General features: G+C 59.5%; 26 protein-coding genes and 2 tRNA genes. 16 read left to right on the top strand and 12 right to left on the bottom strand.

Annotated elements, in window-relative coordinates; translation table 11 throughout:
* Window positions 1–293: 293 nt before the first annotated feature.
* Entirely contained in the window at window positions 294–1955 is a 1662-nt protein-coding gene (locus NPS29_RS13660; RefSeq protein ID WP_274133185.1) for an OFA family MFS transporter, read from the bottom strand.
* A gap of 480 nt (window positions 1956–2435) precedes the next feature.
* Here NPS29_RS13660 and NPS29_RS13665 point away from each other — a divergent pair, with 480 nt between their 5' ends.
* From NPS29_RS13665 to NPS29_RS13700, 8 genes are all read left to right on the top strand, one after another.
* Window positions 2436–4664 carry an AsmA family protein gene (locus tag NPS29_RS13665; protein WP_274133186.1) on the top strand — a complete coding sequence of 743 codons (2229 nt, stop codon included), beginning with the start codon at window positions 2436–2438 and terminating at the stop codon, window positions 4662–4664.
* Window positions 4665–4828: 164 nt separating this feature from the next.
* On the top strand, window positions 4829–5896 hold the full coding sequence (gene mutY / locus NPS29_RS13670; RefSeq protein WP_274133187.1) for an A/G-specific adenine glycosylase: 1068 nt from the start codon (window positions 4829–4831) through the stop codon (window positions 5894–5896).
* Window positions 5893–6165 carry an oxidative damage protection protein gene (locus tag NPS29_RS13675; protein WP_166594215.1) on the top strand — a complete coding sequence of 91 codons (273 nt, stop codon included), beginning with the start codon at window positions 5893–5895 and terminating at the stop codon, window positions 6163–6165. The genes mutY and NPS29_RS13675 overlap by 4 nt, the downstream gene beginning before the upstream one ends.
* Before the next feature lie 102 nt (window positions 6166–6267).
* Window positions 6268–6343: transfer RNA gene (locus NPS29_RS13680), tRNA-Phe, on the top strand.
* Window positions 6344–6667: 324 nt separating this feature from the next.
* Window positions 6668–7132 carry a Panacea domain-containing protein gene (locus NPS29_RS13685; RefSeq protein WP_274133188.1) on the top strand — a complete coding sequence of 155 codons (465 nt, stop codon included), beginning with the start codon at window positions 6668–6670 and terminating at the stop codon, window positions 7130–7132.
* Window positions 7133–7141: 9 nt separating this feature from the next.
* The gene (locus tag NPS29_RS13690; RefSeq protein ID WP_274133189.1) at window positions 7142–7348 is read left to right on the top strand and encodes a hypothetical protein; all 207 of its coding nucleotides are present in this window, start codon (window positions 7142–7144) and stop codon (window positions 7346–7348) included.
* A gap of 64 nt (window positions 7349–7412) precedes the next feature.
* Window positions 7413–7907, top strand: a complete 495-nt coding sequence (locus NPS29_RS13695; RefSeq protein WP_274133190.1) for a hypothetical protein — start codon at window positions 7413–7415, stop codon at window positions 7905–7907.
* 56 nt (window positions 7908–7963) lie between these two features.
* Complete coding sequence (locus NPS29_RS13700; protein ID WP_274133191.1) at window positions 7964–8536, top strand: cytochrome b; 573 nt, start codon at window positions 7964–7966, stop codon at window positions 8534–8536.
* Between the two features lie 141 nt (window positions 8537–8677).
* On the opposite strand, the gene gabP is transcribed toward NPS29_RS13700, so the two are convergent.
* Window positions 8678–10069: a GABA permease gene (gene gabP / locus NPS29_RS13705; protein WP_274133192.1), complete on the bottom strand. Its 1392-nt coding sequence runs from the start codon at window positions 10067–10069 to the stop codon at window positions 8678–8680.
* Window positions 10070–10491: 422 nt separating this feature from the next.
* Here gabP and NPS29_RS13710 point away from each other — a divergent pair, with 422 nt between their 5' ends.
* The 6 genes from NPS29_RS13710 (at window position 10492) to NPS29_RS13735 (ending at window position 15285) form a co-directional block, all read left to right on the top strand.
* On the top strand, window positions 10492–11265 hold the full coding sequence (locus tag NPS29_RS13710) for an ABC transporter ATP-binding protein (protein ID WP_274133193.1): 774 nt from the start codon (window positions 10492–10494) through the stop codon (window positions 11263–11265).
* A gap of 13 nt (window positions 11266–11278) precedes the next feature.
* On the top strand, window positions 11279–12043 hold the full coding sequence (locus NPS29_RS13715; protein ID WP_274133195.1) for an ABC transporter substrate-binding protein: 765 nt from the start codon (window positions 11279–11281) through the stop codon (window positions 12041–12043).
* A 65-nt stretch (window positions 12044–12108) separates the two neighbouring features.
* Window positions 12109–12804: an ABC transporter permease gene (locus NPS29_RS13720; protein WP_274133197.1), complete on the top strand. Its 696-nt coding sequence runs from the start codon at window positions 12109–12111 to the stop codon at window positions 12802–12804.
* Entirely contained in the window at window positions 12801–13490 is a 690-nt protein-coding gene (locus tag NPS29_RS13725) for an ABC transporter permease (RefSeq protein WP_274133199.1), read from the top strand. The genes NPS29_RS13720 and NPS29_RS13725 overlap by 4 nt, the downstream gene beginning before the upstream one ends.
* A 223-nt stretch (window positions 13491–13713) precedes the next feature.
* Window positions 13714–14913, top strand: coding sequence for a methyltransferase (locus tag NPS29_RS13730; protein WP_274133213.1), 1200 nt, complete (start codon window positions 13714–13716; stop codon window positions 14911–14913).
* Window positions 14914–15209: 296 nt separating this feature from the next.
* Window positions 15210–15285: transfer RNA gene (locus NPS29_RS13735), tRNA-Thr, on the top strand.
* A 984-nt stretch (window positions 15286–16269) separates the two neighbouring features.
* Here NPS29_RS13735 and NPS29_RS13740 read toward each other — a convergent pair.
* Both NPS29_RS13740 and NPS29_RS13745 read right to left on the bottom strand, forming a co-directional pair.
* On the bottom strand, window positions 16270–17931 hold the full coding sequence (locus NPS29_RS13740) for a P-loop ATPase, Sll1717 family (RefSeq protein WP_274133214.1): 1662 nt from the start codon (window positions 17929–17931) through the stop codon (window positions 16270–16272).
* 23 nt (window positions 17932–17954) lie between these two features.
* On the bottom strand, window positions 17955–18842 hold the full coding sequence (locus NPS29_RS13745; RefSeq protein ID WP_274133215.1) for a nucleotide-binding protein: 888 nt from the start codon (window positions 18840–18842) through the stop codon (window positions 17955–17957).
* A gap of 538 nt (window positions 18843–19380) precedes the next feature.
* Between NPS29_RS13745 and NPS29_RS13750 the strand changes: the two genes are divergently transcribed.
* Window positions 19381–19707, top strand: a complete 327-nt coding sequence (locus NPS29_RS13750; RefSeq protein WP_274133216.1) for a helix-turn-helix domain-containing protein — start codon at window positions 19381–19383, stop codon at window positions 19705–19707.
* On the opposite strand, the gene NPS29_RS13755 is transcribed toward NPS29_RS13750, so the two are convergent.
* Complete coding sequence (locus NPS29_RS13755) at window positions 19697–20047, bottom strand: type II toxin-antitoxin system RelE/ParE family toxin (RefSeq protein ID WP_274133217.1); 351 nt, start codon at window positions 20045–20047, stop codon at window positions 19697–19699. The genes NPS29_RS13750 and NPS29_RS13755 overlap by 11 nt on opposite strands.
* Before the next feature lie 514 nt (window positions 20048–20561).
* Between NPS29_RS13755 and NPS29_RS13760 the strand changes: the two genes are divergently transcribed.
* Window positions 20562–20870, top strand: coding sequence for a DUF6124 family protein (locus tag NPS29_RS13760; RefSeq protein ID WP_274133218.1), 309 nt, complete (start codon window positions 20562–20564; stop codon window positions 20868–20870).
* A gap of 118 nt (window positions 20871–20988) precedes the next feature.
* Here the strand turns inward: NPS29_RS13760 and madM are convergent, their stop codons facing one another.
* The 7 genes from madM to NPS29_RS13795 all read right to left on the bottom strand — a co-directional run bounded on the left by madM (window position 20989) and on the right by NPS29_RS13795 (window position 25759).
* Window positions 20989–21753 carry a malonate transporter subunit MadM gene (gene madM, locus NPS29_RS13765; RefSeq protein ID WP_274133219.1) on the bottom strand — a complete coding sequence of 255 codons (765 nt, stop codon included), beginning with the start codon at window positions 21751–21753 and terminating at the stop codon, window positions 20989–20991.
* Window position 21754: 1 nt separating this feature from the next.
* Window positions 21755–22192, bottom strand: a complete 438-nt coding sequence (madL, locus tag NPS29_RS13770) for a malonate transporter subunit MadL (protein ID WP_274133220.1) — start codon at window positions 22190–22192, stop codon at window positions 21755–21757.
* Between the two features lie 65 nt (window positions 22193–22257).
* Window positions 22258–23193 (bottom strand): malonate decarboxylase subunit epsilon, encoded by a 936-nt coding sequence (gene mdcH, locus NPS29_RS13775; RefSeq protein WP_274133221.1) that lies wholly within the window; start codon window positions 23191–23193, stop codon window positions 22258–22260.
* Window positions 23190–23816: a malonate decarboxylase holo-ACP synthase gene (locus tag NPS29_RS13780; RefSeq protein WP_425312504.1), complete on the bottom strand. Its 627-nt coding sequence runs from the start codon at window positions 23814–23816 to the stop codon at window positions 23190–23192. Before NPS29_RS13780 ends, mdcH begins: the two co-directional genes overlap by 4 nt.
* A complete protein-coding gene (mdcE, locus tag NPS29_RS13785) occupies window positions 23816–24619 on the bottom strand; it encodes a biotin-independent malonate decarboxylase subunit gamma (RefSeq protein ID WP_274133223.1) in 804 nt (267 codons plus the stop codon). Before mdcE ends, NPS29_RS13780 begins: the two co-directional genes overlap by 1 nt.
* Window positions 24616–25467, bottom strand: coding sequence for a biotin-independent malonate decarboxylase subunit beta (locus NPS29_RS13790; RefSeq protein WP_274133224.1), 852 nt, complete (start codon window positions 25465–25467; stop codon window positions 24616–24618). The genes mdcE and NPS29_RS13790 overlap by 4 nt, the downstream gene beginning before the upstream one ends.
* The gene (locus NPS29_RS13795; protein WP_274133225.1) at window positions 25460–25759 is read right to left on the bottom strand and encodes a malonate decarboxylase subunit delta; all 300 of its coding nucleotides are present in this window, start codon (window positions 25757–25759) and stop codon (window positions 25460–25462) included. Before NPS29_RS13795 ends, NPS29_RS13790 begins: the two co-directional genes overlap by 8 nt.
* Between the last annotated feature and the right edge of the window lie 2 nt (window positions 25760–25761).

The raw sequence follows: 25761 nt of genomic DNA on the forward strand, positions 1-25761 counted from the left end.
TGGGCGAAAAGGCGGACATTATAGGCGTGTGGAGGGGAAACAGAAACACGAAGCGTGTTATGGGCGACGGAGAGAATCAGCGCGTTACGAAGATATACATGTCTGTACAAACAACCTGTAGGAGTGAGCTTGCTCGCGATTGCGGTGTGTCATCGAGCATGTTCATCTCTGACACGACGCTATCGCGAGCAAGCTCACTCCTACAGGTCAGGGGTTAGCCACCCCGTAGCAGCACGGCTTGCCCGCGGGAGCGATCTTGCAACCGCTACCGCAAGCAAGCCGAAACCACCGGCTTAGTGGAACAACACCGCAGTCTTCTGCAGAGTGATCCACACGCCCCACGCCAGGGGGATGCCCACTGCCAGCCAGGCCAGAACGGCCAGTGGCTTGGTGCTAGCGTCGGCTTTCCATTCCAGCGAAGTGGTGTGGTCAGCGCCTGCGTCGTGGCCGATGGCCTGTTCAGCCTTCAATTGCTCTTCGCTCATGAAGTACTTGTCCGCCACCGGACGCACCAGCATGTTGCAGATGAAACCCAGCACCAGCAGGCCGGCCAGGATGTACAGGGTGATGTCGTAGGCATCGGCACGGGCCACGCCGTGGCTCAGCTGATACTCACGCAGGTAGTTCACCAGCACCGGACCCAGCACTCCAGCGGCTGCCCAGGCAGTCAGCAGGCGACCGTGGATCGCGCCAACCATTTGCGTACCGAACAGGTCAGCCAGGTAAGCCGGAACGGTCGCGAAACCACCGCCGTACATCGACAGCACCACACAGAACGCCGCCACGAACAGCGCGACGCTGCCGATGTGGCTCAGGGTCGGTACCGAGGCGTAGAGCAGGAAGCCCAGGGCGAAGAACACGAAGTAGGTGGTCTTGCGGCCGATGTAGTCGGAGAACGACGCCCAGAAGAAACGACCGCCAATGTTGAACAGGCTCAACAGACCGGTGAAGCCCGCAGCGATGGCCGCGATGGCCGCCAGTTGCGAGGCGTCCAGTTGACCGAAAGCCTGATCGGTGCCCAGCAGCTTGCCGCCGAACACTTCCTGCAACAGTGGCGAAGCCATGCCGAGGATGCCGATACCCGCCGAAACGTTCAGGCACAGTACCAGCCACACCAGACGGAACTGCGGAGTCTTCCAGGCCACGCTCACGTGCACGTGACGGCTGGTGACCATGGAGTTGTTGGCTTTCTTCGCCGGAGCGGTCCAGCCTTCAGGCTTCCAGCCGGTCGGTGGAACGCGGTACAGCAGGGCGCCGCCGATCATGAAGACGAAGTAGATCGCAGCCATGGCCACGAAGCTCTGCCATACGCCGACGCTTTCCGGGGTCGCGAAGTGGCTCATCAGAGCGGTCGCCAGTGGAGCACCCACCATCGCGCCGCCGCCGAAGCCCATGATCGCCATACCGGTGGCCATCCCGCGTTTATCCGGGAACCACTTGATCAGGGTCGAGACCGGCGAAATGTAGCCCAGGCCCAGACCGATACCGCCGATCACGCCCGAACCGATCCACATCAGCCAGATCTGGTGGGTATAGACACCCAGCGCCGAGATCAGCAGACCGCCACACCAGCACAGCGCCGAGACGACACCGGCCTTGCGCGGGCCTGCGTGTTCCAGCCAGCCACCCCAGATCGCTGCCGAGCAGCCCAGGAAGATGAAGAACAGGGTGTAGATCCAGCCGAGCATCGAGATCGGCCAGTCACAGCTGGACGAGAAGATCTGCTCGAAGAAGCCCATGTCCGGCGCGCAGGCGACAGCCGTCTTGATGCCGATTGCCTTGGACAGCGGCAACCAGAACACCGAGAAGCCGTAGGCCATGCCGATACACAGGTGAATTGCCAGCGCAGCCGGCGGAACCATCCAGCGGTTGAACCCGCTTTTGGCAATGATACGTTCTTTGGACAAGAACGCAGGCTGGGCGTTGGATGCACCCAGAGCAGCATTTGAACTCATTGTTTTGCCCCCATTTTTAGTTGTGCCACGCAAGAACTCCGGCAATGCATCTACCACCCCTCTTGACGCCGCAAGCATCGGGAGTTTTATCGGCAGAAAGCCTCATTACGTGACAATTCGACGCAGCGGGCGCTGCGACGGGCGAGAGATTACCACCGCACAGGTGACATAAATCAATTAGCCACTACCTTTTTTATGCCGTTCGTCATCGCTCAAGCCGACCGCCCTCTACAATTGGGTGGAATCACCGGCACGTAGCAGCACGGCTTGCCGGCGGGAGCGCTCTGGGGGACGCCACCCGCCGGCAAGCCATGCTGCTACCCACAGCATAGTGCGCCGGAATCAGTGCACTTCCCCGCTGTCGGATTTTCTGCGTACATTCCCCTGCAACCGCGCAAGGCCGATCAAGGCCCGGCGCCTGCGTGAGAACGCTATACTCGCGGGCTAAATTTTGAACGACACGATTACAAGGACTCGCCCATGAAAGCGTTCGGCAAAATCCTGGGACTATTCATTCTCGGGCTGTTGCTGATCATCGTGGCTCTCGGCTTTGCCTTGACCCATCTGTTTGATCCCAACGACTACAAAGACGAGATTCGTAAACTGGCCCGCGACCGCGCGCACGTCGAGCTGACCCTCAACGGCGACATCGGCTGGAGCCTGTTCCCCTGGCTGGGCCTTGAGCTGCACGACGCCAGCATCGCCACGCTGAACGAGCCGACCAAACCGTTCGCCGACCTTACGATGCTCGGCCTCTCGGTGCGCGTGCTGCCCTTGCTGCGCAAGGAAGTGCAGATGAGTGACGTGCGGGTCGAAGGCCTGAACCTGACCCTGACCCGTGACGAAAACGGCCACGGCAACTGGGAAGACATCGGCAAGGTGCCGCCCAAACCGGTCGATCCGGCCCAGCCTGCGCCCGCCCCGGCGCCCGAGAGCACGGCCGATACCGCCAAGCCGGAACGAACCTGGCAGCCGCTCAAACTGGACATTGACAGCCTGACCGTGAACAACGCCCGGGTCGATTTCAATGACATGCAGAAAGCCCGGCAATTCACCGCCGAAAGCATTCAGCTGAGCACCGGGCCTGTGCATAACGCCACTGACATCCCGGTCAAGCTGACCGCATTCCTGAGCACCAACCAGCCAGTGGTGCGCACCAAGACCGAATTGACCGGCAAGCTGCGCTTCGACCGCGCGCTCAAGCGCTACCAGTTCGATGACATGCGCCTCTCCGGCGAAGCGGCGGGCGATCCGCTGCAGGGCAAGACCCTGACGTTCTCGGCCCAGGGCCAGTTGCTGGCAGACATGACGGCCAACGTTGCCGAGTGGACCAACCTGAAGCTCTCGGCCAACCAGTTGCGCGCCATCGGCGAGCTGCACGTGCGTGACCTGGACAAGGCCCCGCAACTGAGCGGCGGCCTGTCCATCGCCCAGTTCAACCTGCGCGATTTCCTCGACAGCGTCGGCCAACCCGCGCCAGCGCTGGGTGACGGCAGCCTGACCAAACTGGAAATGGTCACCCGACTGGCCGCCAGCCAGAACAGTGTGTCGCTGGATGACCTGACGCTGAAGGTCGATGACAGCACCTTCACCGGCCACGTCGCGGTGGAAGACTTCGCCAAACAGTCGCTGCGCCTGCAACTCAAGGCCGACACTTTCAATGCCGACCGCTATCGTCCGCCGCAAAGCGAGCAGTCGAAAGCCGCCGGCGCTGCGCGCAAATCCGAAGTCCAGAGCGGCGAAGCCCAGGCACTGGCTGCATCCGGCACCACGCCGCTGCCCAACGAGCCGACCCAGCAAGCCTGGAGCGACGCACGGCTGCTGCCGATCGAGCGCCTGCGCAAACTGGATGTGGACGCGGACCTGAACTTCGGCAAGCTGACCATCGAAAAACTGCCGATCCAGAACGCCGTGCTCAAGACCACCGCGCTCGATGGCGTGGTGACGGTGGACAGCCTGCGCGGCGATCTCTACAACGGCAATTTCGAAGTCAAAGGCAACCTCGACGTGCGCCCGGATGTGCCGCTGGCGGCCGTGCAGACGCGCATCACCAAGGTGCCGGTGGAGCACTTCATCCAGAGCCAGGGCACCACCCCGCCCCTGCGCGGCCTGTTGAACCTCAACAGCAACGTCACCGCCAAGGGCAACAGCCAGAAAGCACTGGTCGAAAGCCTCAACGGCACCGCCAGCTTCGCCCTGAACGACGGCGTGCTGGTCAATGCCAACCTCGAACAGCAGCTGTGCCGTGGCATCTCCACGCTCAACCGCAAGACCTTGAGCGGCGAGCCGCGGGGCAAGGACACGCCGTTCCAGCAGCTCAACGGCAACCTGGTGTTCCGCAACGGCGTGGCCAGCAACCCGGACCTGAAAGTCCGCACCCCGGGCCTGACCGTCAACGGCGATGGCGACATCGACCTGCGCGTGATGGGCATGAACTACCGCATCGGCGTCATCATCGAAGGCGACAAGAGCGACATGCCGGACCCGGCCTGCGAGGTAAACCCGCGCTTCGTCGGCATCGAATGGCCGGTCCTGTGCCGCGGCCCACTTGAACTGGGCGCCAAGGCCTGCCGCCTGGACAACGAAGGCCTGGGCAAGGTCGCCGCGAAAATGGCCGGCGACCGGATTGGCGACAAGATCGACGAAAAACTCGGTGACAAGGTCAGTCCCGAGCTCAAGGATGCGCTCAAGGGATTGTTCAAGCGCTGAGCAGGAACACATCTGCGGGCACGATAAGGTCCGTAGCAGCACGGCTTGCCGGCGGGAGCGGTGTGTCAGTCAACTCATCAGTGGCTGACACACCGCTCCCGCCGGCAAGCCGTGCTGCTACGGATGCTCGGCGCCGCACTCACCCTTTGAACACCGGAACCACGATGCAACCCGAGCAGTTCTCCACAGCCGTCCTTGACTGGTACGACCGTCACGGCCGCCACGACCTACCTTGGCAACACGACATCACGCCCTACCGTGTCTGGGTGTCGGAAATCATGCTGCAACAGACCCAGGTCAGCACCGTGCTGGGTTATTTCGACCGCTTCATGGACGCCCTGCCCACCGTCAGGGCGCTGGCCGAGGCGCCGGAAGACGAAGTGCTGCACCTGTGGACCGGCCTGGGCTACTACACCCGCGCCCGCAACCTGCAAAAGGCCGCGAAGATCGTCGTGGAAGAGCACGGCGGCGAATTCCCCCGTGACGTCGAAAAGCTCACCGAGCTGCCCGGCATCGGCCTGTCCACTGCTGGTGCTATCGCCAGCATCAGCATGGGCCTGCGCGCGCCGATTCTGGATGGCAACGTCAAACGCGTTCTGGCGCGCTTCACAGCCCAGGAAGGCTATCCGGGCGAGCCCAAGGTCGCGAAACAGATGTGGGCGACCGCCGAGCGGTTCACACCCCACAGCCGGGTCAATCACTACACTCAAGCGATGATGGACCTGGGCGCCACCCTCTGCACCCGCAGCAAACCCAGCTGCCTGCTCTGCCCGCTGGAGCGCGGCTGCGAAGCCCACATGCTCGGCCAGGAAACCCGCTACCCGGTGCCCAAGCCGCGCAAGGCCGTGCCGCAGAAGCGCACCCTGATGCCAATGTTCGCCAACCGCGACGGCGAGATCCTGCTTTACCGTCGCCCCTCCACCGGCCTGTGGGGCGGCCTCTGGAGCCTGCCGGAGCTGGACAACTTCGGCGACGTGCAGCACCTGGCCGACCAGCACGCACTGGATGTCGCCGGCCATCAGCCGCTGCCTGGACTGGTCCACACTTTCAGCCACTTCCAGTTGACCATCGAGCCCTGGCTTGTGCGCGTGCAGCAGACCGCCCATCACGTGGCCGAGGACGACTGGCTCTGGTATAACCTCGCCACCCCGCCGCGCCTGGGGCTGGCCGCCCCGGTGAAGAAGCTGCTGCAAAACGCAGCCGACGTATTGAATGCAGGAGAGTCGCCATGACCCGCACCGTAATGTGCCGCAAGTACAAAGAAGAACTGCCTGGCCTTGAGCGCCCACCCTATCCGGGCGCCAAGGGCGAAGACATCTACAACCACGTTTCGCAGAAAGCCTGGGCCGACTGGCAGAAACACCAGACCCTGCTCATCAACGAGCGCCGCCTGAACATGATGAACGCCGAAGACCGCAAGTTCCTCCAGACCGAGATGGACAAATACCTCTCCGGCGAGGAATACGCCAAGGCCGAAGGCTACGTTCCACCGTCCGAATGACCCCGTTCAGAAGGCGTCAAACGTAAGCGAAGGAAATAATTCGATTTTTTTTCAAAAACTTTCTTGACGACCTCCTGAAAAACACGTTTAATGCGCCCCGTTGCCCAGATAGCTCAGTCGGTAGAGCAGGGGATTGAAAATCCCCGTGTCGGCGGTTCGATTCCGTCTCTGGGCACCAAATACCGAAAAACCCCTGCATCGAAAGATTCAGGGGTTTTTTATTGGGCGCGATTCGGCAATTGAATCCGCCGATGCCGGAGCTGGCCCTCTGGACTGAATTTTGTAGGAAGCTTTGGGCTGGAGCGGTAACCACTTCCATCCCTGCCGTCAGACCTGTCTGAATTTCTCAGCCCACCCCGCGAAACGATCCTGCCCGCCGCCATCTGGCCTATAGTCCAGCCCTGTGACCCGGCTCTCTGGCCTTCAAATCCGAACCAGGATCAATTGACATCAGATGCAAGCAGAACCTAACGTCGAGCCATCCCAACCAAGGAAGCTATTCATGGCTGCCAGCACAGCAAATGGAGTCGCAGACTACCTTTTGTGGTTTGCCAAAGAGCATGGCGATCTGCTGACCCCCTTGAAACTGCAGAAACTGATGTTCTACGCAGACGCGTGGCACATGGTCATGCATGAGGGCGAAGAGCTGATAGGTGCACCTTTCGAGGCATGGGTGCATGGCCCGGTCCACCGGGAAACCTATGTCCGGTTCAGCGTGCACAAGTGGAACCCCATACCCTGTGACGCCGAAAAGCCGGACCTCCCGGCGCAGGTGCAAGCCTTTCTGAACGATGTCTACCAGGTGTTCGGCGGGTTTTCTGCATACGAGCTGGAGCAACTGACCCATCAGGAAACACCCTGGAAGGCTGCACGAGGCAATCTCCCCCTTGATGCCAGCTGCACTGCACCTATCGACAAGGCTCTGACCTGCGCCTTCTACACAGAGATGTCGCGCACCGAACACTAAGGAGCAGTGATGAGGGCAGGACGCCTACCCAAGCCGGACTCTCCGATTCGCGCCGGCATCCCTGCCCACCTGAACGAACAATTGCGCAGCAGCACCCCCTTCCAGTTTGCCGTGAGCGCCAATCTCCACGGACGCATCCATGGCTTTTTTGTCGATCACGTATTCTTTGTAGTCTGGCTGGATCCCGATCACTGTCTCTATCCGGGAAGAAAGTGAATACAATATGCGCCCGATAACCCCGGGCCATGAAAATGGCTGCACCAGACAAGGAACTGCCGTCATGGCCTCCCCAGACAAACAGCAAAAGCGCGCCCAGCGGGCCAAAGCCAAGGCCAAGCAAAACCGTTCGGGCAAGGGCAAGCCGAGCACGGTCCATCCGGTGCTCAATCACGCCTTTGTCGATGAGCCGTTCGACGACGTCGCCATTGACCTCTCGACCTTCGACTTCAAGGACATCGAAGAGAACGGCTTCGACCCTGCCGACTTCGACGACCTGTTCGAGGCCATGAAAAAAGGCGAGGCGGTCAGTCTGCTGGCGATGTGTGTGGTGTTCCTGCAATACCCGGTGCTGGAACTGGTCATCGCCGAGGAAGACGAAGAGCCGGCCACCGATTTCATGATGGGCCTGCTGATTACTTATCGCGGGATCTTCCACGACGAAGACGAAGACACCGCCGTGGAATGGATTGGCAGCGATGCCTTCCAGAAAGCCTACGGCGAAGCGTCGCAGATTCTTGAAAAGAAGAACGCGCGGGACACGAACCGTCGCTTCTGAAAGATTTTTGATTTACATGACCCGCATCAAAACGGTAGCTTTGCGCCACTACGAGAATGCAATTCCTTCTCACTAAGGCTACCGTTTTGACACATCCCCACTCCCCTTCACCCCGACCGGATGAAGCGAGCCGCTACTCCAAACCCCGAATCGCGCTGCACTGGCTGTCCGCCGCCATCATCCTCTGGGCAACCTTCAGCGGGTTTGGCGTGGCGCTGCTGGAACCCGACGATCCGTTTCGCCAATGGGTCGAGTCGTTCAATCCGCAGATCACCAGCCTCTTCATCCCCTTCTTCGCTTGGCGCCTGTGGCTGGCCATCAAGGCACACCCTTCGCGCGCAAGCAGCACAACACAGGAACGCCTCGCCTCAGCCGCCCACAAGGCGATTTACGCTGCGGTTTCAGGTGTATTGATCACTGGCGTGCTGATGATGAGCCATCCGGTCACGCTGCTGGCGCTTGTGCCGCTGCCTCAGCTGATTCACTCGAAGATCGCGCTCATGCAGCTACATGAACTGCATCACGTGCTGTGCGCGATTCTGGCGGGGTTGGTGGCGCTGCATCTGGCGGCAGTGGTGATGCACCAGGTGCAGGGGCGGTCGGTGCTGGGACGCATGACCGGACGCTGACATCAAACTGTAGGAGCGCGCTTGCCCGCGACCGGGTTGTGTCAGACGCTAAATCCATATCTGAAACAACGCAATCGCGGGCAAGCGCGCTCCTACAGAGGGTGGTTCGAGCCCGCGAAATGCCGCGGGCTCAATCACCCATCAATTCAGCACAACCTTCCCGGCCTTCACGGCCTTGCGGCGGTTCGACACAATCAGGCCCGCAGCCACGACCAGAATGCTCAGCAGGCCCGTGGCGATGATTTCCATGCGGTGGGCGTCCTGGAACAGCATGATGGTCAGCACGCCAACGATGAACACGATCACCGCCCAGGTCAGGACCGGGAACAGCCACATGCGGAAGGCGATGGTCTGGCCTTCGGCCTCACGTTTGCGGCGCATGCGCAGTTGCGAGACGGCAATCACCAGGTACACCAGCAGAGCGATGGCGCCGGAGCTGGCCAGCAGGAAGTCGAACACGGCAGCCGGGGCGACGTAGTTGGCAAACACGGCAGCGAAGGCCGCTGCGGTGGACAGCATGACCGCCCAGTACGGGGTACCGGCCTTGCTGGTGCGCTGGGAAACAGCTGGTGCATCGCCGCGCTTGCCCAGGGAGAACAGCATGCGCGAAGCGGTGTACAGCGCCGAGTTCAGGCAACTGGTGACCGCGACCAGCACCACGATGTCGACGATCAGCTTGGCGTTCGGAATACCCATCAGGTCGAGCACGGTCTGGTAGGAACCGACCTGAGCCAGACGACTGTCGTTCCAAGGCACCAGCGCCACGACCAGGAAGATCGAGACCAGATAGAACAGGCAGATCCGCCAGATCACCGAGTTGGTGGCCTTGGTGATTTGCTCGCTCGGGTTCTTCGATTCCGCCGCTGCGATGGTCACGATCTCGGTGCCCATGAACGAGAACATGGTGGTCAGCATCGCTGCCAGCACTGCGCCCATGCCGTTAGGCAGGAAACCGTTGGTGTCGAACAGGTGGCTCACGCCGCTGACCTGGCTGTTTGGCAGCAGGCCGAACACCGCTGCAACGCCCAGAATCACGAAACCGATGATCGCCAATACCTTGATCAGCGCGAACCAGAACTCGAACTCGCCGTAGTTCTTCACGCTGAACAGGTTGGTTGCGGTCAGCAGCAGGGTAATCACCAGGGTGAAGACCCAGATCGCCACGTTCGGGAACCACGCATGCAGGATGGTGGCGGCGGCGTTGGCCTCCAGCGGGATCACCAGCACCCAGAACCACCAGTACAGCCAGCCGATGGTGAAACCGGCCCAGTGACCGATGGCACGGTCGGCGTATGTCGAGAACGAGCCGGTGTCAGGCGATGCAATCGCCATCTCGGCCAGCATGCGCATTACCAGCACCACCAGCGTACCGGCGGCGGCATAAGCCAGCAGAACAGCCGGGCCCGCTTCCGCGATGGCATGGCCGGAACCCACGAAAAGACCGGCACCGATCACACCCGCAATGGACAGCATGGTGATGTGCCGCGATTTGAGCCCCTGGTCGAGGTTCGAAGAGTTTGGGGTACTGCTCATGGAAGCAACCTTTAAGAATTTTTATACGGATCAGGACCGGCCGTGATCGTTCGTAAAAAGATCACAACAGCCCTGTTATTTATTTTTTACGCAAGAATTACGCCAAAATATTTCGTCAGCGACGTCGCCCCCGGATATGCGCGTTTCAGAGGCATTTGGTAAGTATCTGAACGAACTAGCATTTCGCCATTTCTGTAGGAAATGTTACCGAGCGCAACACGATAAAGACGAACGACCGCACCGAAAATACACATCAACCGACAGAAAGCACCAATTCGGCGCACAGATTCTTCCGCTGATCGCTCCGTTGGCCGAAATACCCTTTCCCACGGCGGGTAAAGCTGGCAACATCGCGCCCTTTTTGCGCAGGGCGAGCCCGTTTGTCGTGCGCGGCAAGTACATCGAACACATGAGGTCCCTTAATGGCTGAGGCCACGCCCGCCCTGGAAATCCGCGATCTGCACAAGCGCTACGGCGAACTGGAAGTGCTCAAGGGCATTTCGCTGAGCGCGCGCGATGGCGACGTGATTTCGATTCTGGGCTCATCCGGCTCCGGCAAATCCACGCTGCTGCGCTGCATCAACCTGCTGGAAAACCCGCACAAAGGTGAAATCCTCATCGCGGGCGAATCCTTGAGACTCAAAGCCACGCGCAAGGGTGAACTGATCGCCGCGGACAACCGTCAGATCAATCGCCTGCGCAGCGAGATCGGCTTCGTCTTTCAGAATTTCAACCTGTGGCCGCACATGACCGTGCTCGACAACATCATCGAGGCGCCACGCCGCGTGCTCGGCCAGAGCAAGGCAGAAGCCATCGAATGCGCCGAGGCGCTGCTGGCCAAGGTGGGGATCGCCGACAAGCGCCACGCCTACCCGAACCAGCTCTCGGGCGGCCAGCAACAGCGCGCAGCAATTGCCCGCACCCTGGCGATGCAGCCCAAGGTTATTCTCTTCGACGAGCCAACCTCCGCGCTCGACCCGGAGATGGTGCAGGAAGTGCTCAACGTGATCCGTGGCCTGGCCGAAGAAGGCCGTACCATGCTGATGGTGACTCACGAAATGAATTTTGCCCGGCAGGTGTCCAGCGAAGTGGTCTTCCTGCACCAAGGGCTGGTAGAAGAACAAGGATCGCCGCAACAGGTCTTCGACGACCCGCAATCGGCGCGCTGCAAACAATTCATGTCCAGCAATCGCTAACGGAGCAACATCGATGCAGACCCTGAAACACTTCCTGCTGGCCGCCGTCGCCACCCTGGCCGTGGCTGGCAACGCCTTTGCCGCAGAAACCCTGAAAATGGGTATCGAAGGCGCCTACCCGCCGTTCAACAACAAGGACGCCAGCGGCCAGGTCGTGGGCTTCGACGTCGAGATCGGCAACGCCCTGTGCGCCAAGATGAAAGTCACCTGCGAAGTCGTCACTTCCGACTGGGACGGCATCATCCCGGCCCTGAACGCGCAGAAGTTCGACTTCCTGATCTCCTCGATGTCGATCACCGAGGAGCGCAAGCAGGCGGTGGACTTCACCAACCCGTACTACTCCAACAAGCTGCAGTTCATCGCACCGAAGTCGACCAACCTGGGCGCCAACAACGACGCCATCAAGGAAGCCCTCAAGGGCAAGACCATCGGTGCCCAGCGCGCGACTCTGTCGGGCACCTGGCTGGAAGACAACTGGGGCGACGACGTGACCGTCAAGCTCTACGACTCCCAGGAAAACGCCTTCCTGGACCTGTCCTCGGGCCGCCTCGACGCCCTGCTGGGTGACAAATACGCAAGCTACGAGTGGCTGAAGAGCGACGCCGGCAAGAACTATGAATTCAAGGGCGAGCCCATGTTCGGCGACGACAAGATCGGCATCGCCGTGCGCAAGGACGACCCACTGCGCGAGCGCCTGAACACTGCGCTGAAGGAAATTATCGAAGACGGCACCTACAAGAAGATCAACGACAAGTACTTCCCGTTCAGCATCCTCTGATTCGCCCGACCTGCGCCGCGGCTCCTGAGTGAGCCGCGGCGCGGGTTCTCCTGCCAAGAAGCGTTATGAACCTCGATCTCCACGGATTCGGCCCGGCCCTGGCGGCTGGCATGCTGATGACCATTCAACTTGCGCTGTCGGCCCTGTGCCTGGGTCTCGTTCTCGGCCTGCTCGGCGCGCTGGCGAAAACCTCGTCCAATCGTGCCCTGCAATGGCTTGGCGGCACCTATTCGACTCTGGTGCGCGGCATTCCCGAGCTGCTTTGGGTGTTGCTGATCTACTTCGGCACCGTCAACGCCATGCGCGCCATCGGCCACATTTTCGGCATTCCCAATCTGTCGCTCAGCGCCTTTGCCGCAGGCGTCATCGCCCTGGGCCTGTGCTTCGGCGCCTATGCCACCGAAGTGTTTCGCGGCGCCATGCTGTCGATTCCCAAGGGCCACCGCGAAGCCGGGCTGGCATTGGGTCTGTCGCGCTCGCGTATCTTCATCAAACTGGTCATGCCGCAGATGTGGCGTATCGCGCTGCCAGGGCTGGGCAACCTGTTCATGATCCTGATGAAAGACACCGCGCTGGTGTCCGTGATCGGCCTTGAAGAAGTCATGCGCCACGCGCAGATCGCCGTGACCGGCACCAAAGAGCCATTCACCTTCTATATGGTCGCGGCCTTGATGTACCTGACCATGACCGCACTGTCGATGGTCGGCCTGGCGTGGCTTGAACGTCGTGCATCGACAGGGTTTGCGAGGAGCGCATCATGACCTGGGAATTCACCCTCAAATGGATGCCCAAGCTGCTGCAAGGTGCAACCCTGACGCTGGAGCTGGTGGCCATCGCCGTGGTTGCCGGGCTGATCCTGGCGATCCCTATGGGCATCGCCCGCGCATCCCGTAACAACTACGTGCGCGCGCTGCCATACGCCTACATCTTCTTTTTTCGCGGCACACCGCTGCTGGTGCAGTTGTTCCTGGTGTATTACGGCCTGGCGCAGTTCGACGTCATCACCCAAGGCCCGCTGTGGCCCTACCTGCGCGACCCGTTCTTCTGCGCGGCATTGACCATGACCCTGCACACCACCGCCTACATCGCCGAAATCCTGCGCGGCGCCATCCAGGCCGTGCCGGTGGGTGAGGTCGAAGCGGCCCGCGCACTGGGCATGTCCCGGGCCAAGGCGATGACCTACATCATCCTGCCCCGCGCCGCCCGCATCGGCCTGCCGGCGTACAGCAACGAAGTCATCCTGATGCTCAAGGCCAGCGCCCTGGCCAGCACCGTCACCCTGCTCGACATCACCGGCATGGCCCGCACCATCAACGCCCGCACCTACATGCCCGAGCAAAGCTTCTTCCTGGCCGGCCTGATCTACCTCACTATCTCTTTCGTACTGGTACAGGCCTTCAAACTGCTGGAACGCAAACTGCGGGTGAACGCACTGCAAGGCCGCTAAAAGGTGACCAACAATCCGTAGCAGCACGGCTTGCCGGCGGGAGCGCCCTCCAGACCGCCCCCGCTGGCAAGCCATGCTGCTACAGAAGCGTGTCACCGCAACCCTGTAGGAGCGCGCTGGCCCGCGACCTGCCGCAAAGCGGCAGCAAACCACCCACCCCATCACCACCTGACACCCCAACTCCCTTAAACTCCCCCCACACCCAACACCACCGCCCCCGGCCATGCACCCCACAGACCTGCTCCCCCGCTTCCAAGCGCTCGACGCCTTCCTGCTCGCGCACCAGCACCTGTGGCGTCCACGCCCCTTCACCCATCGCCAACTGCCGTGGGAAACACTCCACCCCGACCTATCCACCTGGCTGCGCAACCGCACCCTCGAACAAGCCGAAGCCGCCCACAACCACCCCGAAGACCTCGACGCCCCCGAGCCCTTCGCCCGGCTCGCACAGCGATCCAGAACCCTGAGCCAGATCGACCCACTGCCCCACGCCGCGCTGACCCACGTATCCCCACGCATGAGCGTCGACGTCCCCGGCCGCAAGTGGCAACAGATCGAAGCCTTCGCCAGCCGCCTCACCTTCCACCACAGCCCCAGCCACTGGCTCGACTGGTGCTCCGGCAAAGGCCACCTCGGCCGCCGCCTCGCCCACGACGGCCAGGCCCTGACCTGCCTCGAATACGATCCGCACCTGGTCGATGCCGGCCGCAAGCTCAGCGACAAACTCGGCATCAACGCCCAGCACCTGCACCAAGACGTCATGGCGCAAGACGCCGCCACCCGCCTGACCGCACAGCACACCCCCGTCGCCCTCCACGCCTGCGGCGACCTCCACGTGCGCCTCATGCAACTGGCCAGCGACGCCCACTGCCAACACATGGCCATCGCCCCCTGCTGCTACAACCGCATCGCCGGCGACCACTACCAGCCACTGTCCGCAAACGGCCAGGCGTCCGAACTGCACCTAAGCCTCGACGACCTCGCCCTGCCCCTCAGCGAAACCGTCACCGCCGGCGCCCGCGTCCGCCGCCAGCGCGACACCTCCATGGCCCGCCGCCTGGGGTTCGACGTATTGCAACGCCAACTGCGCGGCATCGACGACTATCTGCCCACGCCATCGCTGCCCAGCGCCTGGCTCGACAAACCCTTCGCCGACTACTGCACAGACCTCGCCGAACTCAAACACCTGCCCCCACCCGGCCCACAAGACTGGCCCGCCCTGGAAGCCGCCGGCTGGCAACGCTTGGCCGAAGTGCGCAACCTCGAACTGCTACGCAACCTCTTCCGCCGCCCGCTCGAGCTATGGCTCACCCTCGACCGCGCCCTCTACCTGCAACAACGTGACTACACAGTCCGAATCGGCACCTTCTGCGACAGCCTGCTCACGCCACGAAATCTGCTCATCCTCGCGGAACGAAACTGAATCACAAACCACACCCCAGCCTGTGGATAACTCTGTTGATGGAATTCCCGCCAACGCAGACAAAACCTGCCTCGCAAACGTTTTAACAAATCGGTCATTTTTTAAACAACTGTTAAATTTGCGCAAAAACAGTAGCTTGCGAACAAATGAGAACGCTTCCACAAATCAACCGCCCGCCCCCCACCCGATGGATCAGTTGTGAATAACGGTAATCGCGATCCGTCATAAGGCCGCCTAAAAAAAGCGAAATTAAGGCTTTACTCGACAGCTCAAATCCCTATAATCAGCGCCCACACGCCGGTATAGCTCAGTTGGTAGAGCAACTGACTTGTAATCAGTAGGTCCCGGGTTCGACTCCTGGTGCCGGCACCATGATTCAGCGAGAGAGGCTCACCGAAAGGTGGGCCTTTTTTGTTTGGGCTAGACGTAACCGCTCGCAATTTTTCAATTGACGGTTTCAAACACCCTCAACCTGAGCACAACACACTCGCCACACGTCCTACCCAACGGGTGGGGTCCTGCTACTAGCAGGCGTGCAAAAGGCGAGTTTTTTTGCCCGGAATTTGACAAAGGCCAGGACGGTGCACAAGCCTGCGAAGCTTCCCTGTGCGAAACCTGCGCTGACTCCCCAGGCACTCCTTGCCAAGCTCAAAGGCCAGGCTTGAATCAATAGAGCATCGATAAGGGACCAAGCACTTTCAATAAATGGTTTCCCGGAAAACTGGAAAAGTGATGCAGAGGGCTCCCGAGTTCGACACAGGCTTCCGCAAACGTAGTCGTGAAACGCGCTTCGGGCCGAAACCGGTCCATTGGGCCATTCCCAGTGGCAGCCTCCCCCGTCTGTTCGTGCTGCTAAGAGAAAACCACTTTAAACACTGCTACAGCCCTGATCGCACAAGGCTTCGCGGCAATCCTCCTCATGACCAAAGGCGTGACAAACGCCGATGTTACCAGCAATAACCATGTAGATGATGGTGCCGCAGATCAGGGAACGGACTGCACCTGACTCAGGATCTCGCGGCACTGGTCTCGTCAGCCAATGCAGCCTCCACCCGCCCACTGGTAACGGTGCTCAGGAGACCAGATCATGAAATACCCTTGCTCACGTATGTAAAGAGCCGCAAGTCCCGCGTTAGCGGGCATTCTCCACAGGGCGCAGGGGCCTTGATCCCTGATAACACAGCATTCTTGGCGGGATGACGTAGGGCGAAGATCGGAGACGGGGTTACGAGGTGATCGGCATGGCTTAGGTGTGAAGGCGCGATCTGGCCGAGCACAATAAAACCAACGGGTACTCCTATTCGCAGGTTCATTCGTAGATTTGGCTGCGCCCCTCGCAATCGCAATCCAGCGGGATTAATCGATGCTTTCAGGATCGAAAATATCATGTTGGTCTGCAATTATATCGAGAGAACGATGAAGCATCTTGTGAACTTTGAAATGCTCCGCTCGCTTAATTTCTCCCTTAGTGACTGAGGATTGGTCCACGTGCGACCAGATATAAGTGTCTGACGAGCTTACCTTTAGCCCAAGTACCCCGACACGATACAAGCATGAGAGCATAATTGTCTGAATTTCAGACTCTTTAACTGCACTATTAGCTTCGTAGTACTTGCGCACAATAGCCACGCACGGGTCACGTGAATCTCCCTCACTAAGGTTGACCATGATATCTTCTAAAGTTGTATCTTTGATCATGGATCTCGTAAAAGTTGACTTAATGTTGCGAAGAATTTCCACCGTATCCTCGAAGCTCGGAAAGACGTCACCCCATTCTTCTTTGAGAGACTTCAACCGCTTTTCTGAGTACTGGGACTCAGCGGCCAGCATTGCGCGCCAAGATATCCTCTCACGCTCATAGGCAATAGCAAAACATTCGTTGACGAATTGCAGTGCGTCCCTTGGACGCCTGAGAGTTCTCTCAACAATGAAGTCCATGGAGGTCTGACCGCCGCCTTTCCTTGGTTTCGGAAACAAATCCGTAAACTTTATTCGCTGCTTTGTATATTGACTCTTGAATACCTCATTCAGTCTCGTTTCTATTAGATTGGCAAGATCATCAGCCGACCACTTCAGTGTCATCAGATATGATTCGTATTTTTCTTGTTGAAATCCAGAGTCCCTAGTCTTATCAAAAACCTGGTCGAGAAGATCCTTCCTTAATGCGGCAATGATTTTTGTCTGTCGTATTTTTCGAAACGTTTTTATTTCTTCAATTAGAGCCCGTATAAATCGCACACGCGTCTCGGTGGCGGCCCACTCCTCATCAAGCTGATCTATTAGGATAAAAAATTTCTTTTGAGGGTCTGAGAATGAATGCTCTGCGAGTAGGTCTAAAACTTCGTTTAGCTTTCGAATCTGAAGACCGCTAACTACTTGACTTGCTCGCTGGGAAACTTCTATACGCTCCTGATCGGACAGCCTAGAAACGCTTGCCGAATTTAATCCTATTCCAGAGTACTTAAGACCGATTGAGCTTATGGTATCAGTCTCGAGCTTTCTAGTTATCTCCTTGAGATGCTCATCAGTGTCCAGCCAAAACTTATTCCCCCACTCATTGAAATATTCAACTGCTTTCTTTTTTGTCACATCACGACTAAACGTGTTAAACAGACCATCAATGAAGCTTCGACTATCGCTTTCCGATTTTATATCGTACCGCAGCTTCAAGAACTCCACTGTAAGGACATGACGCCAGAGCAATCTATAGAACAAATCGAGACTGACACCGAGACTATCAAAAAACTGAATAATGTCTGAGCTTTCCAAGAATCGGACTGAAATATCATTCGGATCCAGCTTTACGAATTTTTGAGCCGTTTTGGCTACTTTATAAAGCAACGCACTTTTTCCTGAGCCAGTCCGCCCCAATATTATTGAGGCAGGGGAATCGACATCCATTATCTGTGCAAGATATCCGTTGTCGATGAAGCATTTATTAAGGAGATCTGTATCAGCCTCAGCGTCTAAAGCGCCTACCTTGAGGTTTCGAGTTATCTTTAATACTGGCTCGTCCATGCTATTTTCACCTACTAACATGCTCATGACAATGTATAACCCGAAGCTTTTAGGTCTTTAATTATACTGTATGCAATTTCTTCGACGCTTTTATCGAAACGTTTATACACCATCCCGCTAACGTCGCTGGGTAACGTCGTACGGCCTGTATGTAGACAACATACACGTGACCTACCGAGCTTTCCAACAAAGTACCCAAACTCAAATATTACATTAGGACGTGCACGGTATTCTTTGTTTCGCTCTTCGTCGGACAGCGTGTCTTCGGAAACTAGATAAGCGATTTCATCAGGAGTAAGAAGTATAAATGCGTATCCAACATCGCTATGCTTTTCAAACTTCTCTATGATTGTTAGCCCTTCATCAGCCTGTCGGTGCAATACAACTGGCTCGAGACCTATTTCGTGCAAGAACACTTCCAAGCTAGTCTTTGATACCTCATCTCTTCCATGTACTACGAAAACTTTATTGGACCTGCCCTTGATAGAGTCGAATGCTTTTGCCGTGTGGTGATCTGAATCTTTTATGCTGTCATCTAAAGGGATTAGCTCAAGCCGCTCCGAAATCGAATCTAAACGATGAATCTTCCTGTCGATATCCTTATACGTATCGGAAATTTTTTCACCGAGCGACGGCTCGGTTAACGAAAGAGCTGCCACTCCCCAAAAACTATATTCTTTCGCAATCTCCTCGGTATTGAAACTTTGCTTTAGCAACTCATCATTGAAAGAATCCCACTTGCTATATTCATTTCTCAGCGCCTCATAAGCTACACGAGTGTCAACTTGCCGCTGCTTAAGCTCCAACCCTTTTTTAATTCGCTCTTCTATCTTGGCCTTAGCCTCTTCCCTAGAGCGGGTGAGCTTTAACGTAAGCTTGGGGGATTGAGCGGTTGGACGCTTGCTTGGCATGTTCACTCCTTGATTTGGGCATCGATAAACGAACAGTAGCAATTAGCCAGTGCCAGGTCTAGGGACGCCGGTCTCATAATTTTTCATCCTTGAAAAGGTACGTCCTAGGGTTTGAGCATTACTCCCGAGCCTAAAGACACGTATGCGATGAGAGCCGTACTGCTCTACTGTTGCGCCATCGCAAGCGGTCTAAGATTGACTCTCCTTAGGGCCATCCGAATCCGACCTACTGCCAAAGGAAAGTTTCGGAGATAGGCAAACGTTAAAATACAAATAAAACATATAAAAATCATATAGTTATAGTTTTCTCCTATTTGGTACTGCCAGCCGATCTATCACAACCGCAGGGACTAGGAAAACCGACTTTCACGCAGCAACTCCTTGTAATCCTCCAGTACTCTCTCGCCCCCCCCCCGCTTGGCGAAAGACTGTTGATCCTCTAACGATTGACCATCTCCGATTGACTCACGCATCTCGGCCCCTGTACCCTCTTTATCGTAAATTTTAGATAAATCGTTTCCACCACAGAGGTGCTCCCATGGCACTCCAATTCCATGACAGCCCATTCCACGTCAGCCACGATGCTGACACGGCCAGCAAGATGGCCCTGAAAATGGACCTGTCGATTTTCATCACCAACTGCCTAAAAAAAATGGGCCTGAAGCAGAGCGAGGCTGCGTCCAGGCTGGGCGTCACTCAGTCGCGGGTTTCAGAGTTGGCCAACGGCAAGATCGAGAAGTTTACCGTTGATGCGATGATGGACATGCTGGATCGGCTGGGCTTTCGGGCCAGTTTCACGATGGCAGCCTCCAGTGATGACGAGCCCCGCATCGTGATCACGAAGGTCGCGGCAGCTAGCAGCTGATCCCCATTTTTCGCAGTTCGGTTTTCAGCTCCTTCAACCGATCGTTCGCCACGGCCATTGCGTGGCGATCGGTTCGGTTTGTTGTTTTCACGAAAGCATGCAGAACGACGATCATGTCTGCATATTTCGCGATGTAGACGCATCGATACGCTGGGCTGCCATTGATGATTAATTCGATTGCGCCCGCGCCGACGGATTCGGTGAGCTGCTTTATACTCAGTTCAGGGTCCTGACCAAACTGAATCCGCCTGAGGTCTTTGCCAAATTCGTCCTGGATTTCTTCCGGGAGTGCCTTGTACTCGCGCTCGGCGGCAGGACTCACAAACGCAAACTTCTTCAATCACTCTCTTCCCTACGACGACGGGCACCTTCAGGGAAGGCGCCTCCTGTGGCTGATTTCGCAGGAACGTGAGACTGCCCATCGATCAGTCGTCTGGATGCCCGACAGGTCTCAAAAAGTTGTGGGACATTTCAGAAGTTCAGAGTTTTGTGGGATAGCCGCGCACAGCTCACTTTTGGAGGTTCCGAGCCAAAACCGACACATCCCCCCACAAAACAAACCAGTCTCTGTAGGACGCTTCTGAAAATTCTGGATATGCTCCCGGGCGCATTGCGGTGCTCTGGATCCGGGCTTAGGCTTCGGTCCGTCGCTATTCGGCGACCGGTTTTGACAGGCCGTTCAGAACACACACGCACTGCTCGCTAACACCAATCCGTTGGATGTGTCATGGCGGCTGTACGTGGGGCACACTCGTGTGCGCCAGGTGGGTTCTGCTGGTCTGTCAACCCGCGTACGGCTGCCACCTTCTGATTGACAGCAGAGGGTGATGGCTCCAATTGGATGGAACCCAAAAATGATCAGATCAACGCCCCACCCTCCCGAAACCCCAGTCACCAAATCCCTCCCCTTCGGCGTCAACTTTGGCAGCCGGAGCCTCTTCAACGTGCAGTCCGGCATCCTGGTCGAGGATGCATTAGTGCTGGTCTCCGAGTACCTCAACTGCGCCGCCGCGACGGCTTATGAATCTGCCGACAACTCTACGCCTGAGTTTCGGCCCCTCGCCCGGGCGGTGGTGCATCAGATCGAGGCGGCCAAGGCGTTGGTTGAGGCGTCTATTGCGGGGTTGGGTGAGGTGCGGGGTGTGGATAAGAAGTCGGGTTGAAGATGAACGGCGAGGGGCGCGCTTGAGAATCGGGTATGGCGCGGCGATTGCGGCGGGTGGTGGGCCGCAATCGCGGGCAAGCGCGCTCCTACGGGGAGTGGTGGTCTCTGGGTTGGGGTCAGCCCATGATTCCTCGCACGATGAAGTACAGCAGCGATGGCCCGAGCAGGCAGCCCAGGCCTGTGTGGAAGGTGGCGGTGAGTGCGCCGTAGGGCACGAGGCGGCGGTCGGTGGCGGCGAGGCCTGCGGTGACGCCGCTGACGGTGCCGGCCAGGCCGCCGAAGACCATGGCGGAGCGTGGGTTGTCCAGGCCCATCCAGCGGGCGGCCATGGGGGTGCCGACCATGACGAGGATGGCTTTGATGAGGCCGGTGGCGATGGACAGGGCCATGACGTCGGAGCTGGCGCCCAGCGCGGCGCCGGTGACGGGGCCGACGATGTAGGTGACGGCGCCTGCGCCGATTGTGGTGATGCTGACGGCGTCGCGGTAGCCGAAGGCGTAGGCCACGCAGGAGCCGACGATGAAGGGCAGGACGGTGCCGAGGAACAGGGAGAAGGCGCCGATCAGGCCGGCCTTTTTGGCTTCGGTGGCCTGCACTTCAAAGGCGGTGGCGACGATGGCGAAGTCGCGCAGCATGGCGCCGCCCATCAGGCCAATGCCGGAGAACAGGGCAAGGTCGGCGAGGCCTTTCTGGCCGCCGGTCATGACGCCGCCGACCCAGGCCAGTACCAGGCCGATGACGATGGCGATCGCCGAGCCGTGGATGCGGCCGAAGGTCAGGCGTTTGGAGAGCACCACGGAGATCCACATCACCACGCCGACGACGGCGAATGCGGTGACCAGGCCCTGGCTGATGAGGTCTTTCTGGATGAGATCCCACATATCAGCGGCCTCCTGCTGGGGTTGGCGTGGCAGCGATCACGCTGGCGTGGGGCGCGGTTTCGTCTTGTTCTTTGGGCAGCGGTTCGCCTTTGTTGGTGCGGCTGATGATGGCGATGGTCACACCGCAGAGAAGCACGGAACCGATGGCGGCGATGACGGCAATCGGGCCGCCCTTGAGTGCGGTCACGACGTTTTGCTGGGCGGCCATGGCGACCACCACGGGGATGTACATGGCGCCCCAGAAGCCGACGCCCATTTCGCAGCCTTCGCTCATGCCGCCGCGTTTTTGCATGAACAGGCGGGCGCAGATCAGCAGGATCATGGCGATCCCGACGCCGCCGACGTTGGATTTGACGCCCAGCAGCACGCCGAGCAGATCACCGAGAATCACCCCCGCAAGGGTGCAGATAGCCAGTAACGCGACACCATAGATAATCATTGTTATTGCCCTCAAATTGCATCGTCGAAGTTGTTGTTTTTGTTCCTTCGAAAGCAGCAGTCGGTTTATGGGTGGCCGGTGCCCTCCTCTCGCGACAGTGCGCTCAGCGTATCCAGCCGGGCACCCTGGAAGGCGACTGCGGATCCTTGTTCGAAGACTCTGCGCGCCAGCCCCGTTAGCACGGTGCCGGGCGGCATTTCAATCTGCAGGCGCACGCCGCGCTCGTAGGCGGTTTGCACGGTGCTGCGCCAGTCGATGACCCGGCTCATGTTGAAGGCCAGGTCGTCGCGTAGTTTGTCGGCGTTGAATATCGGCCGTGCAGTGCTGCCACTGAGGTAGCGCAGGGTCGGCGCCGCCAAGGTGACTTGAGCAAACGCCTCGGCGAGTTTTTGCGCAGGCGTGTCGAGCAATTCACAGTGGGACGGCACGCTGACGGCCAGGCGTTTGGCGGCAGCGGCGCCCTGTTCATGGGCGAGCACGGCGACGCTGGCCATGGCCTGATCGCTGCCGGCGATGACGAACTGGTTATCGGCGTTGATGTTGGCCAGGTATACCGGGGTGGCGACGCTGTGAACCTGTGCGATCAGCTGTTCGACGGTGGTCTGGTCCAGGCCGATCAGCGCAGTCATGCCGTAGCCCTGTGGATAAGCCTGTTGCATCAGCTCGCCACGCAGGGCCACCAGTCGCACGGCGTCGGCGAAGCTCAACGCGCCGGCGATGACAGCGGCGGGATAAGCGCCGATGGACAGGCCCGCGACGTAGTCCGGGGTGTTGCCCTGTGCCATGAGCAGGCGCGAACAGGCGACGCCGGCGATCAGCAGGCAGAGCTGCACGGCGCGGGTCGATTGCAGCGCCTGTTGGGTGTCGAGGGTCAGAACGTCTTCGTTGAGCGCATCGCTCGCTTCGCGCAGGCATTGGGCGATCACGGGGTCGTTCGGCAGCGCGTGCAACATGCCCGCTTGCTGCGCGCCTTGCCCTGGAAACACCCAGAAGCTGCTCATGCTGCGCGCTCCTGAAGCTGCCACGGATTACCGACCAGCCGTGCGCCGTCGTCAGCCTTGAGCAGCACCTGCCGCGCCGCTCCCGCCCACTCGCGCAGGGCCACGGCGCCGAACGGGGTTTGCAGTTGCAGGTCGATGCGGCAGATGGCGCCGTCCAGTGCTGTAACGAGTTCGGCAGCCTGTTGGCGGCTGAAGAACTGCGGGGTGCGCAGGATCAGGTCCAGGTCGCTGGCCTGATGCAGCACGGGGATGCCGGTCGCCAGTTCGAAACCGGCACTGCCAGCCACGCCCCATGGCAAGCCGAGTTTTTGCATGACGGGATGAATCTGGCGAAGGCCTTCAAGCGCGGGCCACTCACTGTCCGTCGCGACATCAATCAATTGCTCGGGCTTCACGCAGCGGCTGATGTTGGCGCGTTGCATTACCAGGGCAAAACGCTGATCGCGAGTACGTCCACGCACGCCCACCGCCACGCAGCCGTCCGCGACCTGCGCCCGACGGACCACCACCGGATGGCCCAGGCCAATCACCTCGGCCACCCATGCTGGTGCATCGGCAGGCAAGGCGGCCACGGGCAGGCCCCACAACAGATCGTGGGGCTGCACTGGCGGGAAGGTGTTCATTACCACTGCGCCCGCAGCAGTTCACGCACTTTGGACGACGCCGAACGATTCGGCGCGCCGAGGCGTGAGCTGAGGTCGTTGGTGCTGCCACGTACGTCTTTGATGGCAGCGAGCAGGCAATCTTGAACACGCGCCAAGTCCGCATCGGCAGGCTGTTCGATCTGGTCAACCGAGAGGGTTTCCCAAAGCAGGCCAAGGCCGCCGTAGCTGTCGATGTCGTAGGCCATCGGCGGGATGGTGGCGGCGAGTTTTTCCAGTTCTTCGACGCTGCGCAATGTCACCCGCGCCGCTGAAGCCTTGCCCATGGCGTGAACCATCACGCCGGGATCGCGCAGGGCGATCAGGCGGTTGGCTTGGTAGCCGTGGGCCAGAAACGCGCCGGACATGGCCTTGCCGACCAGCAGACCGATCACCGGATGCCCGGCCAGACGAGCCCGGGCGTAAGCGTCCACCGCACCGGCCAATGCCTGGTGAATGCCCAGCGCTTCTTCGCGGCGGCCGTAGGCCTGGCTGGGTACGTCGATGATGGCGATCAGCGGGCGTTTTTCGGCGTTGTTTAGATCCTGTTCGATGGCGCTGTCCACCGCTTGCGCCAGGCCCCAGCCCTCCAGCAGGCCGACTTCGCCGTTCTGCGCACGGGGGAAGCGGTTGGCCGGGTCGGCGACGACGGCGAGAAAGCGCACGTCCTGATCGCCCAGTTTGCCGTCGGCGGCTTTCACCGAAACTGGCAGCCCAGGCACTTGAGCAGCGCCTGCGGCCAGTGCGTTGAACCAGTTCAAACCGCGTGTGGAATACGAGCTCATGGCTGTTCTCCTTGGTACAGGCTGCGCACGGCGGCGGGGTCGATCTGGGTGGCGGTGTCCACCTGCGCCAGGCGCTTGAGGAATTGAGCGTATTGGCCGCTGCGTTCCTGCTCGGGCTTGCCTTTGCTCAGCAGGTCTTCCACTTGCCGGGCGATGGCCTTGATGTCGTCGGGCACGTAGGCGTCCACCAAGCCGCTGACGAAGCGCTGCTCGCCACCGGTGATGCTCCAGATGAAGGGCCGGTCGCGGGAGTCATACTCTTCGATGCCCGCTTCCTGTTCGATCACCTGCGGGCCATTCAGGCCCAGACGTGCTTCCTGGGTGACCACCAGATAGCTGCACAACCCGGCCGCAATCGACATGCCGCCAAAGCAGCCGACGCTGCCCGCCACCACGCCGATGACCGGCTGATAACGGCGCAGATCGACGATAGCCGCGTGGATTTCAGCGATGGCGGCCAGGCCCAGGTTGGCCTCCTGCAAACGCACGCCACCGGTTTCCAGCAGCAGTACGGCGGCGGTCGGAATGCCCTTGCGGTTGTCTTCGGCGGCAAGCTCCAGCGCGCCGGCCATTTTCGCCCCGCCGACTTCGCCCATGCTGCCGCCCTGAAAGGCGCCTTCGATGGCGCACACCACCACTGGCTGACCGCCGATAGCGCCTTTGGCTACAACCACGCCGTCATCGGCCTGGGGCACGACGCCCTGTTTCGGCAGCCAGGGGGACGTCATGCGGGCGAACGGGTCGATCAATTCGCGGAAAGTGCCTTCGTCCAGCAGTGCCTTGGCGCGTTGCCGGGCGCCGAGTTCGATGAAGCTGTGCTGTTGCAGCAAGCGTGCGCTGTCAGTCATGGCCGATCTCCTCGAAGCCCTGTTCCAGCCGCAGCCGGACCACGCCGGGGGTGGCGCCGAAATCATGAATGTCGATGCTCAGGGCGGGCGGCGTCTGTTCGCTGAACATGCGTTCGAACAGGTGCTGCCAACGCGCCGAACTGCCGTTGACCGAGGTCACGACGTTGATCGTCAGCTTGCCGGGCAGGCCGGGTTCGAGCATCACTTCCAGATCGCCCGAGCCGACGCAGCCCACCAGTGCGCGGCCCAATGGAGGCTGGCCGGCGGGGAATTCAAATGACAGGGTTTCCATGG

This window comes from Pseudomonas putida, from assembly GCF_028682175.1.
Taxonomy (GTDB): domain Bacteria; phylum Pseudomonadota; class Gammaproteobacteria; order Pseudomonadales; family Pseudomonadaceae; genus Aquipseudomonas; species Aquipseudomonas putida_AD.

Excerpts from the sequence above, each read along its gene's own strand:
- NPS29_RS13660 (WP_274133185.1), bottom strand. The coding sequence starts at position 1,955 with ATGAGTTCAAATGCTGCTCTGGGTGCATCCAACGCCCAGCCTGCGTTC.
- NPS29_RS13665 (WP_274133186.1), top strand. The coding sequence starts at position 2,436 with ATGAAAGCGTTCGGCAAAATCCTGGGACTATTCATTCTCGGGCTGTTG.
- mutY (WP_274133187.1), top strand. The coding sequence starts at position 4,829 with ATGCAACCCGAGCAGTTCTCCACAGCCGTCCTTGACTGGTACGACCGT.
- NPS29_RS13675 (WP_166594215.1), top strand. The coding sequence starts at position 5,893 with ATGACCCGCACCGTAATGTGCCGCAAGTACAAAGAAGAACTGCCTGGC.
- NPS29_RS13685 (WP_274133188.1), top strand. The coding sequence starts at position 6,668 with ATGGCTGCCAGCACAGCAAATGGAGTCGCAGACTACCTTTTGTGGTTT.
- NPS29_RS13690 (WP_274133189.1), top strand. The coding sequence starts at position 7,142 with ATGAGGGCAGGACGCCTACCCAAGCCGGACTCTCCGATTCGCGCCGGC.
- NPS29_RS13695 (WP_274133190.1), top strand. The coding sequence starts at position 7,413 with ATGGCCTCCCCAGACAAACAGCAAAAGCGCGCCCAGCGGGCCAAAGCC.
- NPS29_RS13700 (WP_274133191.1), top strand. The coding sequence starts at position 7,964 with ATGCAATTCCTTCTCACTAAGGCTACCGTTTTGACACATCCCCACTCC.
- gabP (WP_274133192.1), bottom strand. The coding sequence starts at position 10,069 with ATGAGCAGTACCCCAAACTCTTCGAACCTCGACCAGGGGCTCAAATCG.
- NPS29_RS13710 (WP_274133193.1), top strand. The coding sequence starts at position 10,492 with ATGGCTGAGGCCACGCCCGCCCTGGAAATCCGCGATCTGCACAAGCGC.
- NPS29_RS13715 (WP_274133195.1), top strand. The coding sequence starts at position 11,279 with ATGCAGACCCTGAAACACTTCCTGCTGGCCGCCGTCGCCACCCTGGCC.
- NPS29_RS13720 (WP_274133197.1), top strand. The coding sequence starts at position 12,109 with ATGAACCTCGATCTCCACGGATTCGGCCCGGCCCTGGCGGCTGGCATG.
- NPS29_RS13725 (WP_274133199.1), top strand. The coding sequence starts at position 12,801 with ATGACCTGGGAATTCACCCTCAAATGGATGCCCAAGCTGCTGCAAGGT.
- NPS29_RS13730 (WP_274133213.1), top strand. The coding sequence starts at position 13,714 with ATGCACCCCACAGACCTGCTCCCCCGCTTCCAAGCGCTCGACGCCTTC.
- NPS29_RS13740 (WP_274133214.1), bottom strand. The coding sequence starts at position 17,931 with ATGGACGAGCCAGTATTAAAGATAACTCGAAACCTCAAGGTAGGCGCT.
- NPS29_RS13745 (WP_274133215.1), bottom strand. The coding sequence starts at position 18,842 with ATGCCAAGCAAGCGTCCAACCGCTCAATCCCCCAAGCTTACGTTAAAG.
- NPS29_RS13750 (WP_274133216.1), top strand. The coding sequence starts at position 19,381 with ATGGCACTCCAATTCCATGACAGCCCATTCCACGTCAGCCACGATGCT.
- NPS29_RS13760 (WP_274133218.1), top strand. The coding sequence starts at position 20,562 with ATGATCAGATCAACGCCCCACCCTCCCGAAACCCCAGTCACCAAATCC.
- madM (WP_274133219.1), bottom strand. The coding sequence starts at position 21,753 with ATGTGGGATCTCATCCAGAAAGACCTCATCAGCCAGGGCCTGGTCACC.
- madL (WP_274133220.1), bottom strand. The coding sequence starts at position 22,192 with ATGATTATCTATGGTGTCGCGTTACTGGCTATCTGCACCCTTGCGGGG.
- mdcH (WP_274133221.1), bottom strand. The coding sequence starts at position 23,193 with ATGAGCAGCTTCTGGGTGTTTCCAGGGCAAGGCGCGCAGCAAGCGGGC.
- NPS29_RS13780 (WP_425312504.1), bottom strand. The coding sequence starts at position 23,816 with ATGAACACCTTCCCGCCAGTGCAGCCCCACGATCTGTTGTGGGGCCTG.
- mdcE (WP_274133223.1), bottom strand. The coding sequence starts at position 24,619 with ATGAGCTCGTATTCCACACGCGGTTTGAACTGGTTCAACGCACTGGCC.
- NPS29_RS13790 (WP_274133224.1), bottom strand. The coding sequence starts at position 25,467 with ATGACTGACAGCGCACGCTTGCTGCAACAGCACAGCTTCATCGAACTC.
- NPS29_RS13795 (WP_274133225.1), bottom strand. The coding sequence starts at position 25,759 with ATGGAAACCCTGTCATTTGAATTCCCCGCCGGCCAGCCTCCATTGGGC.